Here is a 16,880-nt window from a genome sequence, read left to right as displayed (position 1 = left end):
CTACTTAAAATTTTAAAATATAAAGATTAAAAAGATAAATCCAACTATTATTCTATAAATTCCAAAAGGTATATAGTCAAATCTACTTACAAATTTAAGGAAAAATTTAACCGCAACAATAGCTACTACAAACGCAACTACTCCACCTACTAAAAACAGCCACACATACTCTAAATTTAGAGCAAATTCATCTAAATTTTTATATATATCAAAAAATGTTGCACTAAACATTGTTGGTATTGCTAGTAAAAAACTAAACTCAGCAGCGACTTTTCTACTTAACCCACTAAGTAAACCTGTGATGATAGTTGCGCCACTTCTTGATGTTCCAGGTACCATTGCTAAACACTGAGAAAGTCCAACGATAAATGCTTGCTTAAAGCTTATATCATCTATATTTGCTACCTCTTTTTTATATGGTGGGTATTTTTTACGCATTAGCTCAACTACAATAAAAATAATACCCCAAATTATAAGCATATAAGCAACCACTTCTGGATTAAATAAAGACTTTATACTTTTATACAGCAAAAGCCCAATAACTGCTGTTGGCACAAACCCAACCATAAGCTTTATCCAAAGAGTTAAATCCTGCCTAAGTCTATCAAAAAACAAAAAAACAATCGCTAAAATCGAGCCAAGCTGTATAGCAACTATAAAGCATTTAAGCAGATCTGAGCCTTCTAAATCAAGCCCTAAAACATCTGATGCTAAGATAAGATGTCCAGTAGAACTAACTGGCAAAAACTCAGTTAACCCCTCAACTATGCCCAGAATTATCGCTTCAATAATGCCCATAAAAATCCCTTATAATTTTTTGTAAATTTCTTAAATTTTCACTTATGGAATTTGGTGTATAAACTGCACTTACTAAAGCTATGTAATCAGGTCTTAAAGCCAAAATCTGCTCTAAATTTGAAGCATTTATACCACCAATAATGCAAGTTTTTATACTTAGAATATCTTTAAATTCTTTAAATTTCCTAAGTTTGAAAACTTTAGCATCTTTTTTTGTTTTTGTTGGAAATGCTGCTCCAAAAGCTGCGTAACTTGCTCCATCATCACTAGCTTTTAAAGCTAAATCTAAGCTACCATAACAACTAACGCCTACTATTTTATCAGCTCCTAAAATTTCTCTAGCCTCTTTTACTTCACCATCACCACGCCCAATGTGAACGCCATGAGCACCAACTCTTTTAGCTAAAGCAATGCTATCATTTACTATTAAATTTGCACCATAGCCATCACAAATTTTTACTAAATTTATGATCTCTTTTTCATTGATACTATCTTTTTTACTCCTAAACTGCACCATTTTAATGCCGCAGTCTAGGATAGTTTTAACACAGTCTTCTAAATTTGGTGTATAAAAGTCATCAGTTAAAGCGTAAATTTCACTCATTTAAGGTTGTATTTATCTAAAAGCTTATCAAAAGTGCCATCTTCTTTTAGCTCTCTTAAAGCGTCATTTATCTTAGATACTAGCTCGGTTTTTTTACCCTTATTAAACGCAAATGAAAATCCCTCACTTCCGTCTGGTTCTTTATGAAATTCTACTAATTCAGGGTTTTCTTTGATATATCCATAAGCTACAGATGTATCAAATACAGCAGCGTCAATTTTGCCATTTTTAAGTGCCAAAATAACTGTTATAGGATCTTCCATTGTAACAGGCTTTATACCTTTTAGCTCTCTTATTGCTATTTCTTGAACAGTTCCAAGCTGAGTTCCAACACTTTTTGCTTTAATATCATCTTTTGTTTTGATACTATCATCACTAGCTCTTTTTATAAAAACATTTTCAGTTACAAAGTATGAGTCTGTAAAATCAGCTGCTTTTTTTCTAGCTTCAGTTGCGCTCATTCCAGATGCAACCATATCTATTTTTCCGCTTTTAAGAGCTGGTATTAGCCCGTCAAAGCCCATATTTACTATTTCATAATCAAAGCCTACTTTTTTACTTAAAACATCTACTAATTCTATATCAAAACCTGTTATGGTGTTGTTCTCATCAAGATACTCAAATGGCGGAAAATTCGCATTTGTTCCTACTTTGATAACCTCAGCACTAAGAGCATTTGCTCCAACTAAAACACAAGCTGCCACTAAAAATTTAGCAAATTTTTTCATATCTTTCCCTTTATTAAGTTGTATTTTTTCAAAAGTTCATCATAAGTCCCATCAAGCATAAGCTCATCAAGGGCCATATTTAAAGAATTTATTAGCTCAGGATCACCGTCTTTACTTACTGCAAAAGCAAATCCCAAACTTACATACTCTTCAACCAAAAAAACCTCTTTGTTTACACTTTTTCTAGCATAATGATCTCCAACTGCCTCATCAAGCATCAAAACATCAACGCTTCCACTTTCTAAAAGCATAATACCAGAATAGCCATTTTTAACAGGTTTTACCTTTGCGTTTGGTATTTTACTAGCCAAAATCTCTTGTTCTCTACCTTCCATAACTCCTATATTTTTACCAGCTAGGTCATCTTTTGTGCCTATATCATCCCTACTTTTAAGTTTAACATAAGCCGTACTTGAGTTATAGTAAGGGTTTGTAAAATTTACCTTGTCCATTCTTTGGCTAGTTATACTCATAGATGAAGCTATTATATCTATTTTGTTGTTTACTAAAGCAGGTATTAGCTCATCATACTCCATAGTAACAAACTCATACTCAAAACCAGCCTTTTTTGAGATCTCTTCTAAAAGATCTGGCTCAAATCCCATGAGTTTAAAATTTACACCCACATAAGCAAAAGGCTCGTAATTTACCTGAGTGCCAACTTTTAAAACCTTTGCGTTTGCCACTAAAATCATAGCAAACACAACCAAACCAAAAGCACGACCTAGCATATGACCTCCAGTGAAAAATTTTAAAGAAATTGTATCAAAAAATCTCTAATGATTTAATACTTTATTTAAAAAATCTTTCAATCTTTCATTGCTAGGGTTTGTAAAAAACTCATTTGGATTTGCATCTACTCTAATATTGCCACTTTCCATAAAAAGCACTCTATTTGCTACATTTTTAGCAAAGCCCATCTCATGAGTTACTACAAGCATCGTAATACCTGCTTTTGCAACATCTTTCATGATAGATAAAACTTCTCCAACCATCTCAGGATCAAGTGCTGAAGTTGGCTCATCAAAAAGTATTACATTTGGATTCATAGCTAAGCTTCTAGCGATTGCAACTCGTTGCTTTTGACCGCCACTTAGTTTATGCGGATATGAGTTAAATTTCTCTCCAAGACCAACTTTATCTAAAAGTGCTAGAGCAATACTTCTTGCTTCTTCATAAGAGTAAAGTCCTGTTTTAACTGGAGCTAGGGTTAAATTTTCAAGAACGGTTTTATTAGCAAAGAGATTAAAATGCTGAAAAACCATACTTACTTTTTGGCGAATTTTATTGATATCTGCGTTTTTATCTAAGATGTTTTTATCTTTTATGTAAATTTCACCACTATCTGGTTCTTCTAAGCGGTTTAAGCACCTTAAAAATGTGGATTTTCCACCGCCGCTTGGACCTATGATTGCTACAACATCGCCTCTATTTATATGAGTGGTGATTCCATCAAGAACTAAAACATCGCCATAACTTTTTCTTAAATCTTTAACATCAATCATTTCTATTTAATCTCTTTTCTAGTTTTTTAGCAAGATATGTGAAAAATTTCACGCTCACATAGTAAATCACAGCAGCAAAAAGTATCGGCTGGGCTGAAAAAGTGGTCGCTTGAAGGCTTTTAGAAAACATCGTTAAATCAAAAATTCCAACCATTCCAACAACTGAAGTCTCTTTAAAAAGGCTTATAAACTCATTTGCAAGTGCTGGAAGGATGTTTTTTATGGCTTGTGGAAAAACAACTTCTTTCATAGCTTGAAAATAAGTTAGCCCCATCGCTCTACTTGCTTCCATTTGCCCTTTATCGACGCTATTTATACCTGATCTAATTATCTCAGCAACATAAGCTGAGCTATTTAATCCAAGCGTGATAATAGCTGCATATAGGCTGTTTTGCCAAGTAGCAAATATAACAAAAACAAAAACCATAAGCTGAATAAGTATCGGCGTTCCTCGGATTATATCAACATACTCATCAATTATAAAATTTAGCGGCTTTATGTTTAAAGATCTTGTAAAAGCTAATATAAATCCAAGCACAATACCGATGATGATACCGCCTGTTGTAAGCTTTATGGTAGTTAGATAGCTTGTAAAATACGCCATTTGCTGAGCATCGCTAAGATCTCTTGGAAATGTATAATAAACCGCCACAACCACAATAGCTATAAAAAATAGAAATTTAAAAATCTTTTCCTTCAACATACTGCCTTAAAATTTAGATTTATAAGAATACTGAAATTTTGATATTTTTTCGCTTAAATTTTAGGATTTTTATGAATTTTAGCCATAAATTAAGCCCCTTAAGAACTTAAATTTATAAATAAACCAAATTTAAGCATACTTAGTTAAAATTTTGGAATTTAAATTTAAGGATGATTATGAGAATTCTAACAGGGCTTCAACCATCAGGAAAGTTACATTTAGGAAATTATTTCGCAAGCATTAAGCCAATGATTGATTTACAAAATGAAGGCAGTAGCGATATGTTTATGTTTATAGCAAACTATCACGCACTAACTTCAGCAAAAGATGCACACCTTTTGGCTAATAACACCTTTGAAGCGGCGTGTGCATTTTTAGCCTTAGGCATAGACCCACAAAAAAGCACATTTTGGGTACAAAGTGCAGTAAAAGAAGTGCTTGAGTTATATTGGATTTTAAGTTCATATACGCCGATGGGCCTACTTGAAAGAGCTCATGCCTATAAAGATAAAGTTGCAAAAGGCTTTGACACAAAACATGATCTGTTTAGTTATCCAGTTTTAATGGCAGCTGATATTTTGCTATATGACTCAAATTTAGTACCAGTTGGTAAAGACCAAATCCAACATGTCGAAATAGCCCGTGATATCGCACTTAAATTTAACAACTCTCATGGTGAAATTTTCACACTTCCAGAAGCTAGGGTCGATGAAAATATCGCAACTGTTCCAGGAACTGATGGTGCAAAGATGAGTAAAAGTTACGGAAATACCATTGATATTTTTGCTGATGCAAAAACTCTAAAAAAACAAACTGGCAAAATAGTAACTGATAGTACGCCTTTAGAAAGCCCAAAAGAGTGGCAAAACTGTAATGTTTATAATATCGCTAAACTTTTTTTAGATGATGATGGTCAAAAAGAACTTCAAAAAAGATATGAAAAAGGCGGCGAAGGATATGGGCATTTTAAGGCATATTTAAATGAGCTTGTGAGCGAGTATTTTAAGGACGCTAGGGAAAAATTTGAGTACTACTTAAACAATAAAGATAAAGTCGATGAAATTTTAAGTATCGGGGCAAAAAAGGCATCTACTATAGCTGCTAAAAAAATGGAAAAAGTCCGAGAAATTGTAGGAATTTATTAAAATTTGTTCTTAAAATTTAGCTAGGTATTAAGAGGTTTTATGGTGCTAATAAAACAAATTTTTAAATCAATGCTATTTATGTCAATAATGCTAAATTTCAGCTTTTCTGATGAGATAAAGCAAAATATTGTAATACAAGAGGAAAATTTAATAAGGCAAGTTGATGAGTTATGCGAGGCAATAGTAGCTGATGACTATTATAAAGTCAAGGCTATGCTTAATAAAAATCCAAATCTTGTAAATTTTAATACAAACAACATTTTGTCGCCCCTTTATGTAGCTACTTTAAGTTTTATTGAAAAAAATATAAATAATATAGAAAACAAAAATATCTTAAATTTGCTTTTATTAAATGGAGCAAATCCAAACGAATACATTAAAGTTGAAAACCAAGGAGAGGTCTTTAAATTTTCATATCCTGCTCAAATTCTAAAATCCAATACAGATTTTCAAAATAAAATCAATCTACTTAGAATCTTTGAAAAATATGGACTTGATTTAAATAATACAGCAATAATATCAGATGATGACCCCATTTATTTGCCAGCTTTTATCATTGTGTATGATAATAAGGATGATGCCAAATTTAAAATTTTTGATTATTTTTCCAAAAAAAGAGTTAATCCAGAAAAGGCTCTATCATATATTATCTTTCTTGATATGGGAATAAAAGTAAATGAATATTTTAAAAACAAAGAATTTGATAAGCTGTATGACTATATAAAAGAAGATGAGTATTTAAATTTAAGAGATAAATATGAAAAATACTTTATATCTGCCTTTTCTAACTATAAGATTGATGATTTTAAATTTGATGAAATTTTAGATATTATCATATTTTTCGTTACAACAAAAGATGAGAAAATTTTGGAATTATTGTTCAAAAATGGCTTTATAAATGACAAAATCAAAATAGGCATTAAGGAATTTTGCGATCAAGAAAATTTAAATTTAGGAGAATATTATGGATGGTAAAATTTATGACACAAATAAAAGTAAAAATTGTTGGATAAACTCAAAATAAAAAATCCATAATAAAACAAATTTTTAAAATATTTTTTATTTATCTTTAATAATAAATTTAGCTCATAAATTTAATTAGTATTTTAGTTTTTAAAGCTTTATTATTAAAAATTTAGGACTATTTTGATATCATCTTGAGATTAGAAAATTTTTAGGAGAAAAAATGGATGCAATTTATCCTTATGCTTTAGTTGTGCACTTATTCTGTGCTGTTGTTTTTGTGGGATATCTGTTTTTTGATGTTGTTATTATGCCGTTGGTTATGAAAAAACTTCCAAATGGGCAAGAAGCTAGAAAAGCAAACGAAAGCGTTGCTGGCAAGATAATGCCTTGGGTTGTTTTTGTTATCATTTTGACAGGCGGAATGATGATGACTAGATGGGTAAATAGCGATATAGGCTACTTTGAAACTGGCGGGCAAAAGCTTTTTATGCTTAAAGTTCTGCTTGGATTTATCATCTTTGCTATGATTTTAATAAATAAAATCTTTAAAATCATACTTAAAAAACCAAGTCCATTAGGAAACATTCATCCACACGCTTTAATAGCCTCAATTATTATAATTATAATAGCTAAATCATTTATTTATGTAGGATAATATGATAAATTTAAAACTAATAGATACAAATTTTGATGAGTTTAATAAAAAACTCATTGCCAAAAAGGTGGATTCAAAAGCTTTAAAAGAGCTTTTAGATCTTTATAATGAACTAAAAAGCACTAAACTTGAACTTGAAAATCTTCAGGCCATACAAAACTCAAAAAGCAAAGAAGTTGGCATAAAAGCACGAAATGGTGAGGATATTAGCGAACTTAAAAAAGAACTTGACTTAAATAAACAGTGCGTTCAAACTCTTCAAGAAAAGGTAAATTTGCTTGATGAGAGTTTAAATCAAAAAGCATCTCACATTCCAAATATAATCGATGATGATGTTCCTTTTGGCGAAGATGAAAATGATAATGCCCAGCTTAAAAAAGTGCTTGAGATTCCTAAATTTGACTTTGAGCCAAAACCACACTATGAACTTGGCGAAAGCCTTGGCTGGCTTGATTTTGAGCGTGGAGTTAAGCTTAGTGGAAGTAGATTTACAGCTATAAAAGGGCTTGGTGCGAAGCTAAATAGGGCTTTGGTTAATTATATGATTGATTTTAACATTTCAAGGGGATTTGAGCTTGTAAATGTGCCTTTTGTTGTAAAGCCTGAGATTCTTTATGGCACTGGTCAGCTTCCAAAATTTGAAGAAGATTTATATAAAATAAATGAAGATGAGCTTTACCTCATACCAACTAGTGAAGTTCCTGTTACAAATTTATATAACGATGAAATTTTAACTGATCTGCCACTTAAAATGACTTGTTATAGCCACTGTTTTAGACGCGAGGCTGGAAGTGCTGGGCGTGATACTAGGGGGATGATTAGACAGCATCAGTTTGAAAAAGTTGAGCTAGTATCAATTACAAAAGCTGATGAAAGCGATAAAGTTTTTGATGAGATGGTAAGTTGTGCGAGTGACTTACTAACTAGCCTTGAACTTCCACACCGCCATATGCTACTTTGTAGTGGGGATTTAGGCTTTAGTGCAGCAAAGACGATTGATCTAGAAGTTTGGCTTCCTTCGCAGAATTGCTACCGCGAGATTAGTTCTATCTCAAATTGTCGTGATTTTCAAGCTAGAAGAGCCAAAATTCGCTACAAAGATGGCAAAAAAAATATCCTAGCTCACACGCTAAATGGCTCATCTTTAGCAGTTGGAAGAACCTTAATAGCAATAATGGAAAATTTCCAACAAAGCAATGGTTCTATAAAAATTCCAAAAGTTTTAGAAAAATATATGTGAAAAATTTAGGGGTATAACCCCTAAATTGATAAATTTTTTAAATCTTAAATAGTGTAAATTTGTAACATAAAGCTTAAATTTAACTTTATTTCTCAGTTACTATTGTCAAATTTATACTCTTTTTATAACCTTTTATATATCTAACATGAAAGGTTTATATGATAAATAAAATCAAAAACTTACTGCACTCGGAATCCGCAATTGGTATTTTGCTTATTTTAGCTGCTTTTTTAGCTATCTTATTTCAAAATATTAATTTTTTAAGTGATTTTTATAACTCCTTTACTCACTATAAATTTCTACCATTTCCAGATTATAAAATAGAAGGAAGCGTTCATTTTTGGGTAAATGATGCTCTTATGGTGCTTTTCTTTTTTCTTATAGGGCTTGAGTTAAAAAGAGAGATGATGATTGGTCAGCTAAAAGATATTTCTCAAGTTACACTTCCTATAGCAGCTGCTATAGGCGGAGTTTTAATGCCTGCTATTATATTTGTAGCTATAAATAGTGGAAATGAATTTGCTATGAAAGGCTGGGCAATACCTACTGCTACTGATATTGCATTTGCAGTTGGCGTACTAGCTTTACTTGGCGATAAAGTGCCATCAAGTTTAAAGCTTTTTATCTTAACTATAGCTATTGTTGATGATTTGTGTGCTATACTAATCATTGCTATTTTTTACTCTGATGATTTAAATTTGCTATTTTTAGGACTAAGTTTTATTATAGCGATAGCTCTTTTTCTAATAAACAAAGCAAATATTAATAAAAAAGCTCCATACATAGTTCTTGGAGTGCTGCTTTGGTTTTTTGTTTTAAACTCAGGCATTCATGCAACCATTGCTGGAGTTATAGTTGCATTTTGTATACCTTTAAAAGGTAAAAATTCTATGCTTAAAAGCATGGAACACGCCCTACATACTCCTGTAAATTTCATCATTTTACCGCTTTTTGCTTTTGTAAATGCAGGAGTTAGCCTAAAAGGCATAGGAGCAGATCAGCTTTTTGGCTCTGTATCACTTGGAATAATACTTGGGCTATTTTTAGGAAAACAAATAGGTATATTTTTATTTAGCTTTATTATTGTTAAACTAAATTTAGCAAATTTGCCTAAAAACTCAAACTGGACTCAAATTTATGCTATGGGGATGATATGCGGGATAGGCTTTACAATGAGTCTTTTTATAAACAATCTTGCTTATGGTGGAAGTGATGAATTTGGTTATGCTGATAGATTGGCTATACTACTTGGATCGCTTATATCTGGAGTTAGCGGATATCTTTCAGCAAGATTTTTAGGTAAGAAATTGGATTAAATTTATATAAAAAGGGGTAAAACTACCCCTAAAATTTACTTCATTCTAGCATAGATAGAAGCTAAAATTCCACCTGATATATTGTGCCATACACTAAATAACGCCCCTGGAACAGCAGCTAATGGATAAGCACTAAAGTGCGCAACAGCTAAAGCACTCGCAAGTCCTGAGTTTTGCATACCAACTTCAATTGAAAGCGTTTTAACCTTAGAAATCTCTTTAGTAACTGCTTTGCCAACAAAAAATCCAAGCAAATAACCAAATAAATTATGACATATAACAACAATAACTATAACACCTAAATTTGCAATAATAGCCCCAGCACTTTTACTAACTACAGCTATGACAATAGCTACGATACCAGCTGTAGATATAAAAGGTAAGATATCTTGCAGAAATTCAGTGACTTTAGGAACAAATTTATGAAACAAAATTCCTGCAAGTATTGGTATTATCACGACTTTTACAATTCCTAAAAACATACCCAAAACATCTACATCTATGCTTTGCCCTATAATTAAATGAGTAAGAAATGGTGTCATAAATGGTGCTAAAAGCGTTGTACAGCTTGTTATAGCAACAGATAAAGCAACATCGCCTTTACTAAGGTAAGTTATAACATTTGAACTAGTTCCACCAGGACAGGTTCCAACTAAAACCACGCCAATTGCTAAAGCAAGAGGTAAATTAAATGCCTTAACCAAAATAAAAGCAATGAGTGGCATAATAGCAAACTGCGATATAATGCCGATTATAACGAGTTTTGGACGAATCAAAAGCTCCTTAAAGTCACTCGTTCTAACCGTTAAACCCATTCCAAACATTATAACACCTAAAATATAGCTAACCCACGATGTACTTACTAATTTACTTCCAACTTCAGGCAAAAATAGAGAAAATATCGTAGCTATAAGTACCCAAACAGCAATATATTTTCCAGCAATATTGCTAATACTTTTAAGCATAATCATCCTTTGATTAAAAATTTAAAAGATGATTTTACCTATTTTTATTTTGTTTTAGCTTAAAATCATTAAATTTAGGATTTGGAATTTTAGCTTAGTTATAAAAAGCCCTTATAGCCTCCAATAACTCAGCGTAGTCTTTAACCAAAACATCCCCGTCTTTTAGCATATCAGCACTCTGCCAACCCCAAAGTGCCCCTATAGCGTAAACGCCAGCACCTTTTGCAGCATTCATATCACTTATGCTATCACCTATCATAATGGAATTTTTAGTGGCATAAATTTCAAGACGCTTTTGTTTTGAAATATCAGTTCCACCATAAATTTCTTTAAAGTAATTTAAAATTCCTTTGTTTTTTAAAGAATTTTGAACGACTTCTTTTTTTGTAGAACTAATGACAAAAAGAGTGTGCTTTTTACTTAAAATTTCTAATGTTTCTTTAGCTCCTTTAAAGAGCTTTAAGCTATTCAAATTTTTATTTACATAGCTAGTCGCTAATCTATCAAACTCATTACCATCTAAATTTAGCCTTCTTGCTACTTCGTGATAGGTTACTGGGTTTAAATTTAGATATGGATTCTCGGGAAAATTGCCTTTAAAATTTAGCTTTTTAGCAGCAAATTTACAAGAACTTATACATAAATTTAAGCTATCAACAAGCACACCATCATAATCAAAAAATATCATATCCATCCTAAGATGATACCTAAATTTATTTAGGTATCAAAAGTTTATTTTTCTTTATTTGTATTTTTACAATTTGCATAAAATGTAACTGTCGCAGGCCAGTCTGAAAAAAGTGCCATTATGCCAACATCTTGAGCTAAAACATCAACTAACTCATAGATATTTCCATCACCATAAATCCACTCATCAAGCCCTGTATAATACCAACCTCCGCCGTTTTTAAGAGGAGCAGAACGCTCTAAACTCCAAGAAATTATATTAAAATCTTTTAGCATTTTTGCATAATTTGACGCAATTAGCTTTTTATTTTCATCTAAGCTAACTAGCATAAAAAGTGCAGGTGCGACGTATTTAATGCCACTTTTTTTGATTTCTAAAACTTCATCTTCATACTTTTTCATCGTATCAGGTTCGTTTAACTCTGTTAGATAAACACCTTGCTTGCCGTATTCTCCACCTTTGCTAACCCAGTATTTAACATCACTTAAATTAAATGATTGTGGATATACATTTTTTGGATCAATTCCTACTTCCTCATACTCATCAAGGAGTTGTTGTGCGTATTTTTCTTGCGTATAGTCCCCATCAAAAGGCATTTTAACTTCTGGAGATTTTAACTCAGGAGTCATTTTCACTCCAAGATTTTTAAAAAGCTCAATGCTTTCTTTGTGGCTTAAAAGCGTAGCGTCTTGCGAGAAAAGATCTGTTCTCCACGAAGGAGTTGCGTTTATGTACTCGTCTAAATTTGTAGCATTTGGATTTGAGGCATCCATTTTACCTTTTAAGCTTTTAAACTCAGCTAAAGTTATATCACTTGTGCAGCACTTTGCACTTGCTTTTTCTATTAGTTTTGCGTTTTCATCAAATTTGGCAGGTTTGAAATTTTGAGTGCATTTTTTTGCTAAATCTGTTTTTAAAATATTTGTCGTTGTATGAAGGTCGCACTGAGAGTGTCTGCAAACTAACTCTTTATCTTTTGTAAAAGCCACATCGCATTCTAAAACTCCAGCTCCCATTTTAGCTGCTGCGATGTAGCTTTCTTTTGTATGTTCTGGAAATGCTAGTGGCGAGCCCCTATGACCGATGACAAAGTCACTTTTTACAAACTCTTTTTTATTTAAGCACTCTTTTAACTCACTTTTTAAAGGGCTATCTTTCATAGCATTTACTAGATAAAATGGTCTTATGCCAATCTCAACTTTTTTATTTATTTGGCTTAAATCACTAGCTAAAAGTGATGAAGTAATAACCACAAAACCCAAGATAACTTTTCTCATAGACTCTCCTTTAGTTAAATTTAACCAAAGTATATAGAGTCTAGGAAACTTTTATATAACAAAAAGCTACAAAACAAAATTTTGTAGCTTTGAGCTATTTTGTCATATTTAGATAGCTATTAAGTGCTCCTACATAAGCTTTGGCACTTGAAAGCATCGTATCAACATCAAGTCCATGTCCTATCGTCGTCATATCAGCAAATTTAACTTTAACATCAACTCTAGCTAAAGCATCTTTGCCCTTACTAACAGCTCTTACTTGATAGTCCTTAAGCTCTCCTTTGATACCTGAAATTCTATCAATAGCTTTAAATATCGCATCAACTGAGCCATTTCCAATAGATGCATCGCTTTGTTCATTTTCGCCATGCTTGATAGTAATGACTGCTCCAGAGTGACCTTTGTTACAAGAGCTAGTTGATAGTGTGATAATTTCATAAAATTTCTCTACCTTTGTAATCTCATTTGTAACCAAAGCTCTAATATCTTCATCATAAATATCTTTTTTCTTATCAGCCAAATCTTTAAATTTAACAAATAAAGCATTTAGCTCATCTTCGTTTACTTCATAACCTAAATTCTTAAGTTTATCTTTAAATGCAGCTCTACCACTATGTTTACCTAAAATAAGCCCACTATCTTGCTTAAATCCAACATCGCTAGCTTTAATAATCTCATAAGTTTCAGGATGCTTTAGCACTCCATCTTGATGTATACCACTCTCATGAGCAAAGGCATTTTTTCCAACTATGGCTTTGTTTGGCTGTGGTTCAATGCTTGTGATACTTGATACAAGTCTTGAACTTGGGTAAATTTCTTTAAAATTTATACCGGTATAAAGTGGTGCATATTTGTCAGCTCTTGTTTTTAAAATCATCACAATCTCTTCTAGGGCGGTATTTCCAGCACGCTCACCTAAGCCATTTATAGTAACTTCTACTTGCCTTGCTCCACCCTCTATACAAGCCATAGTATTTGCTACACCTAAACCTAAATCATCGTGATTATGAGCTGAAAGTATGGCTCTACCATTTACAAATTCGCTCATAGCCTTAAACATCTCATACATTTCGCTTGGAAGTCTGTATCCAACAGTATCAGGTAAATTTATAGTTCTTGCTCCAGCACTGATTGCTGCATCAACAATCTCTTTTAAAAAGCCTATATCACTTCTTCCAGCATCTTCACAACTAAACTCAACATCATCAACTAAGCTTTTTGCATAGCTTACTGCATTTATAGCAGATTTTATCACTTCATCGGGTGTTTTTTTAAGTTTAAATTCCATGTGAATTGGACTTGTAGCAATAAAGGTATGAATTCTTTTATTCTTAGCTGGATTTATAGCATCTGCTGCTGCTTTGATATCTTTTTCAACCGCTCTAGCAAGAGAACATACATTTATTGTAGTTGCCTCTTTTGCTATCATATTTACAGCTTCAAAATCCCCTTTACTAGCCGCTGCAAAACCACTTTCTATAACATCAACACCAAGTTTTTCAAGCTGTAAAGCAAGGCGGATTTTCTCTTCAGTATTCATAGATGCTCCTGGGCTTTGTTCGCCATCTCTTAGTGTTGTATCAAAAACAATGATTCTATTTTTATCCATAATTTTTTCCTAAATAATAAATTTTATTGATTATATACTCTTTTTCTTAACATAGAGCTTAAAAATAGTTCTGGAAATTCCATAAACTATATAGCATAGCGTAGCAAAAGCTAAAAATTCAGATGGCTTTAGATATAAGACTGCTAAAACCAAAATAGCTATAACAAAAGCTTTTCTAAATTTTGTCTTATCAAAATTTATCTTTTTAAAGCTTGGATAGCGGATATTGCTCACCATAAGAAGTGAAAGCCCTACCATAATGGTAGTGTAAAGCCCACCAACTCCAAAGTCAAATTTTATATGAAGGGATATCCAAGAAGCTACCGTAACAGCAGCAAGAGGAATAGGAAGACCGATAAAGACATTTGGCTCATTTAGCATAGTTGTGACATTAAATCTTGCAAGCCTTATAGCTCCAAAAACTACAAATAAAGCACTTGCCAAAATGCCAAACCTACCGTACTCAGCCCCCATTGTACAATAAAAAAGCATAGCAGGTGCAACGCCAAAAGCTACCAAATCGCAAAGTGAGTCAAACTCTACGCCAAACTCAGATGTGGTATGAGTTAATCTTGCAACCCTACCATCAAGACCATCTAAAACCATAGATATAAATATATAAATTATAGCTTTTTCAAAGTTGTCATTAATAGATGCTATTACGCTTAATATCCCAAAAAAACAGCTTGATGCTGTGAACAAATTTGGTAAAACATAAGCTATATTATCAGGTTTTTTCATACCTTATGCTTTGCCTTTTCTATATCTTCATTTTCTTCAGTCGTTTCAGAAACAAGCCTACTTTGAAGTCCAGCTTCTTTTTCAAAATTTGCAATAATTTCTCTAACTTGCTCACCAGTTATAGTCTCTTCTTTGTATAAAGCTGCCACCATACTTTCAATAGCTGGTTTATACTCAGTTATTGTCTTTACAACCTCATCAATTCTCTCTTTTAGCTTAAGCCTAACTGCTTCATCTACCTTTTGTGCCATATCTTCACTATAGTCTTTTATAGTTTGACCCGCTAAGAAGTTGTTCCTTTGCTTTTCTAAAACCATAAGTCCAGCTATATCACTCATACCATACATTGAAATCATAGCTTTTAAGATATCCGTTGCACGCTCTAAGTCATTGCTAGCTCCAGTAGAGATATCTTCCATAAATACCATTTCAGCCCCACGACCACCTAAAAGCACATCAACTTCAGCTATAAGTTCATGCTTTTGCATAAGAAATTTATTCTCTTCAGGAGTGTTAAGTGTATAGCCAAGAGCTGCTAATCCTCTAGGTATGATAGAGACTTTTGTAACTTTTTTAGCTCCTTTTGTAACTTCTGCGATTAATGCATGTCCGCACTCATGATAAGCAACGATGCGTTTTTCCTTTGGATTAACACGACGCGATTTTTTCTCAAGTCCAGCGATACTTCTTTCAACCGCTTCTACCATATCAGCTTGAGTTACAGCCTTTTTTGACTCTCTTCCTGCTAAAAGAGCAGCTTCATTTACCACATTTTCAAGATCTGCTCCAGCAAGACCTGTTGTAAGGCGAGCAATCTCTTCAATATCAATATCATCAGCAAATTTAACATCTTTCATATGAATTTTTAAGATATCCATTCTGCCTTTAAAGTCGGGCTTATCAACTAAAACTTGTCTATCAAATCTACCAGGTCTTAAAAGTGCAGCATCTAAAATTTCAGGACGGTTTGTGGCAGCCATAACAATAACTGGGCTTTTATCAGCATCAAAACCGTCCATTTCGCTTAAAAGCTGATTTAAGGTTTGTTCTCTTTCGTCATTTCCACCCATTGGACTACTTGATCTACTCTTTCCAATGGCATCAATTTCATCTATAAAAACAATTGACGGTGCTTCTTTTTTAGCATTTTCAAAAAGATCTCTTACCCTACTTGCGCCAACTCCAACAAACATCTCTATAAAACTTGATGCTGAAATGCTAAAAAACGGAACATCAGCTTCTCCTGCGACAGCTCTAGCAAGCAAGGTTTTACCAGTTCCTGGAGGTCCAACTAGTAAGATTCCTTTTGGAATTTTAGCTCCTAAACGGAGATATTTTTCTGGATTTTTTAGATAATCCACAATCTCTTGAACCTCTTCTTTTGCCTCTTCAACACCAGCAACATCATCAAATTTCACATTTGGTTTTTCTGAATTTACAAGCTTTTTAGAACTTCCTACACCTAAAATTCCACCGCCAACGCTTTTTTGCATTCTACTTACTAAAAACATCCAGATTGCAAAGAATATAAAAATAGGAATCACCCAACTAAAAATCATATCCATAAGCGGATTTCTCTCATTATATGCTGAGTAGGGAATTCCTTGAGAGTCAAGCATAACGGTTAAATTTGGATCTTGAACGCGGTTAGCAGTATAAACCTCGCCATTTCCCTCGCCTTTAATTTGAGTTTGACCTATCATCACCTTTGAAATTTGCTTGTTTTCTATTAAGCTTTTAAACTCAGAATAAGCAATTTGTCTATTTGCACCGCTACTGCCCATTATTCCACTATCTGGCGACATTGCCCTAAAAATAGCTATCATCAAAACCGCAAAAATTAAAAATGTAATAATTGGATTTTGATTAAAAAAGTTATTATTATTGTTGTTGTTTTGACCGTTATTTTGGTTGTTTTTATTATTAAAGTTATTGTTCAA

Annotated in this window: 17 protein-coding genes; 5 read left to right on the top strand and 12 right to left on the bottom strand. The window is 32.8% G+C overall.

Annotation, left to right across the window (positions count from 1 at the left end; translation table 11 throughout):
- Nucleotides 1–12 precede the first annotated feature (12 nt).
- The 6 genes from CCORG_RS01625 to CCORG_RS01600 are packed head-to-tail and all read right to left on the bottom strand — an operon-like array spanning nt 13 to nt 4,335.
- Entirely contained in the window at nt 13–798 is a 786-nt protein-coding gene (locus tag CCORG_RS01625) for an undecaprenyl-diphosphate phosphatase (protein WP_025803165.1), read from the bottom strand.
- On the bottom strand, nt 785–1,402 hold the full coding sequence (gene thiE / locus CCORG_RS01620) for a thiamine phosphate synthase (protein ID WP_025803166.1): 618 nt from the start codon (nt 1,400–1,402) through the stop codon (nt 785–787). The genes CCORG_RS01625 and thiE overlap by 14 nt, the downstream gene beginning before the upstream one ends.
- On the bottom strand, nt 1,399–2,130 hold the full coding sequence (locus tag CCORG_RS01615) for a basic amino acid ABC transporter substrate-binding protein (RefSeq protein WP_025803167.1): 732 nt from the start codon (nt 2,128–2,130) through the stop codon (nt 1,399–1,401). The genes thiE and CCORG_RS01615 overlap by 4 nt, the downstream gene beginning before the upstream one ends.
- Complete coding sequence (locus CCORG_RS01610; protein ID WP_025803168.1) at nt 2,127–2,861, bottom strand: substrate-binding periplasmic protein; 735 nt, start codon at nt 2,859–2,861, stop codon at nt 2,127–2,129. The genes CCORG_RS01615 and CCORG_RS01610 overlap by 4 nt, the downstream gene beginning before the upstream one ends.
- 45 nt (nt 2,862–2,906) lie before the next feature.
- Nucleotides 2,907–3,635: an amino acid ABC transporter ATP-binding protein gene (locus CCORG_RS01605; protein ID WP_025803169.1), complete on the bottom strand. Its 729-nt coding sequence runs from the start codon at nt 3,633–3,635 to the stop codon at nt 2,907–2,909.
- A complete protein-coding gene (locus CCORG_RS01600; protein WP_371827744.1) occupies nt 3,628–4,335 on the bottom strand; it encodes an amino acid ABC transporter permease in 708 nt (235 codons plus the stop codon). The genes CCORG_RS01605 and CCORG_RS01600 overlap by 8 nt, the downstream gene beginning before the upstream one ends.
- 179 nt (nt 4,336–4,514) lie before the next feature.
- On the opposite strand from CCORG_RS01600, the gene trpS reads away from it, so the two are divergent.
- The 5 genes from trpS (at nt 4,515) to nhaA (ending at nt 9,660) form a co-directional block, all read left to right on the top strand.
- Nucleotides 4,515–5,483 carry a tryptophan--tRNA ligase gene (gene trpS / locus CCORG_RS01595; protein WP_025803171.1) on the top strand — a complete coding sequence of 323 codons (969 nt, stop codon included), beginning with the start codon at nt 4,515–4,517 and terminating at the stop codon, nt 5,481–5,483.
- Between the two features lie 42 nt (nt 5,484–5,525).
- Nucleotides 5,526–6,458: a hypothetical protein gene (locus CCORG_RS01590; protein WP_161632381.1), complete on the top strand. Its 933-nt coding sequence runs from the start codon at nt 5,526–5,528 to the stop codon at nt 6,456–6,458.
- Nucleotides 6,459–6,669: 211 nt separating this feature from the next.
- Complete coding sequence (locus CCORG_RS01585) at nt 6,670–7,104, top strand: copper resistance protein CopD (protein ID WP_025803173.1); 435 nt, start codon at nt 6,670–6,672, stop codon at nt 7,102–7,104.
- Nucleotide 7,105: 1 nt separating this feature from the next.
- A complete protein-coding gene (gene serS / locus CCORG_RS01580) occupies nt 7,106–8,344 on the top strand; it encodes a serine--tRNA ligase (RefSeq protein ID WP_025803174.1) in 1,239 nt (412 codons plus the stop codon).
- Between the two features lie 158 nt (nt 8,345–8,502).
- Nucleotides 8,503–9,660: a Na+/H+ antiporter NhaA gene (gene nhaA, locus CCORG_RS01575; protein ID WP_025803175.1), complete on the top strand. Its 1,158-nt coding sequence runs from the start codon at nt 8,503–8,505 to the stop codon at nt 9,658–9,660.
- A gap of 35 nt (nt 9,661–9,695) precedes the next feature.
- Here the strand turns inward: nhaA and CCORG_RS01570 are convergent, their stop codons facing one another.
- The 6 genes from CCORG_RS01570 to ftsH form a co-directional block, all read right to left on the bottom strand.
- On the bottom strand, nt 9,696–10,625 hold the full coding sequence (locus CCORG_RS01570; RefSeq protein WP_081755081.1) for a bile acid:sodium symporter family protein: 930 nt from the start codon (nt 10,623–10,625) through the stop codon (nt 9,696–9,698).
- A 94-nt stretch (nt 10,626–10,719) separates the two neighbouring features.
- Complete coding sequence (locus CCORG_RS01565) at nt 10,720–11,313, bottom strand: HAD family hydrolase (RefSeq protein WP_025803177.1); 594 nt, start codon at nt 11,311–11,313, stop codon at nt 10,720–10,722.
- Nucleotides 11,314–11,357: 44 nt separating this feature from the next.
- Entirely contained in the window at nt 11,358–12,590 is a 1,233-nt protein-coding gene (locus CCORG_RS01560) for a glycerophosphodiester phosphodiesterase family protein (RefSeq protein WP_025803178.1), read from the bottom strand.
- A 94-nt stretch (nt 12,591–12,684) separates the two neighbouring features.
- Nucleotides 12,685–14,199 (bottom strand): 2-isopropylmalate synthase, encoded by a 1,515-nt coding sequence (locus tag CCORG_RS01555; RefSeq protein ID WP_025803179.1) that lies wholly within the window; start codon nt 14,197–14,199, stop codon nt 12,685–12,687.
- Between the two features lie 30 nt (nt 14,200–14,229).
- Nucleotides 14,230–14,940 (bottom strand): CDP-diacylglycerol--serine O-phosphatidyltransferase, encoded by a 711-nt coding sequence (gene pssA, locus CCORG_RS01550; RefSeq protein WP_025803180.1) that lies wholly within the window; start codon nt 14,938–14,940, stop codon nt 14,230–14,232.
- Nucleotides 14,937–16,880: an ATP-dependent zinc metalloprotease FtsH gene (gene ftsH, locus CCORG_RS01545; protein WP_025803181.1), complete on the bottom strand. Its 1,944-nt coding sequence runs from the start codon at nt 16,878–16,880 to the stop codon at nt 14,937–14,939. Before ftsH ends, pssA begins: the two co-directional genes overlap by 4 nt.

This window comes from Campylobacter corcagiensis (assembly GCF_013201645.1).
Lineage (GTDB): Bacteria > Campylobacterota > Campylobacteria > Campylobacterales > Campylobacteraceae > Campylobacter_B > Campylobacter_B corcagiensis.
The sequence above is the reverse complement of the archived record's forward strand: the minus strand, read 5'-3'. Positions and strand labels throughout refer to the sequence as shown.

Bases quoted from the DNA above. Each gene is read 5' to 3' on its own strand.
- CCORG_RS01555 (WP_025803179.1), bottom strand. From the start codon at position 14,199: ATGGATAAAAATAGAATCATTGTTTTTGATACAACACTAAGAGATGGC.
- trpS (WP_025803171.1), top strand. From the start codon at position 4,515: ATGAGAATTCTAACAGGGCTTCAACCATCAGGAAAGTTACATTTAGGA.
- serS (WP_025803174.1), top strand. From the start codon at position 7,106: ATGATAAATTTAAAACTAATAGATACAAATTTTGATGAGTTTAATAAA.
- CCORG_RS01585 (WP_025803173.1), top strand. From the start codon at position 6,670: ATGGATGCAATTTATCCTTATGCTTTAGTTGTGCACTTATTCTGTGCT.
- CCORG_RS01610 (WP_025803168.1), bottom strand. From the start codon at position 2,861: ATGCTAGGTCGTGCTTTTGGTTTGGTTGTGTTTGCTATGATTTTAGTG.
- thiE (WP_025803166.1), bottom strand. From the start codon at position 1,402: ATGAGTGAAATTTACGCTTTAACTGATGACTTTTATACACCAAATTTA.
- CCORG_RS01565 (WP_025803177.1), bottom strand. From the start codon at position 11,313: ATGATATTTTTTGATTATGATGGTGTGCTTGTTGATAGCTTAAATTTA.
- pssA (WP_025803180.1), bottom strand. From the start codon at position 14,940: ATGAAAAAACCTGATAATATAGCTTATGTTTTACCAAATTTGTTCACA.
- CCORG_RS01605 (WP_025803169.1), bottom strand. From the start codon at position 3,635: ATGATTGATGTTAAAGATTTAAGAAAAAGTTATGGCGATGTTTTAGTT.
- CCORG_RS01615 (WP_025803167.1), bottom strand. From the start codon at position 2,130: ATGAAAAAATTTGCTAAATTTTTAGTGGCAGCTTGTGTTTTAGTTGGA.
- CCORG_RS01625 (WP_025803165.1), bottom strand. From the start codon at position 798: ATGGGCATTATTGAAGCGATAATTCTGGGCATAGTTGAGGGGTTAACT.
- CCORG_RS01570 (WP_081755081.1), bottom strand. From the start codon at position 10,625: ATGCTTAAAAGTATTAGCAATATTGCTGGAAAATATATTGCTGTTTGG.
- nhaA (WP_025803175.1), top strand. From the start codon at position 8,503: ATGATAAATAAAATCAAAAACTTACTGCACTCGGAATCCGCAATTGGT.
- CCORG_RS01560 (WP_025803178.1), bottom strand. From the start codon at position 12,590: ATGAGAAAAGTTATCTTGGGTTTTGTGGTTATTACTTCATCACTTTTA.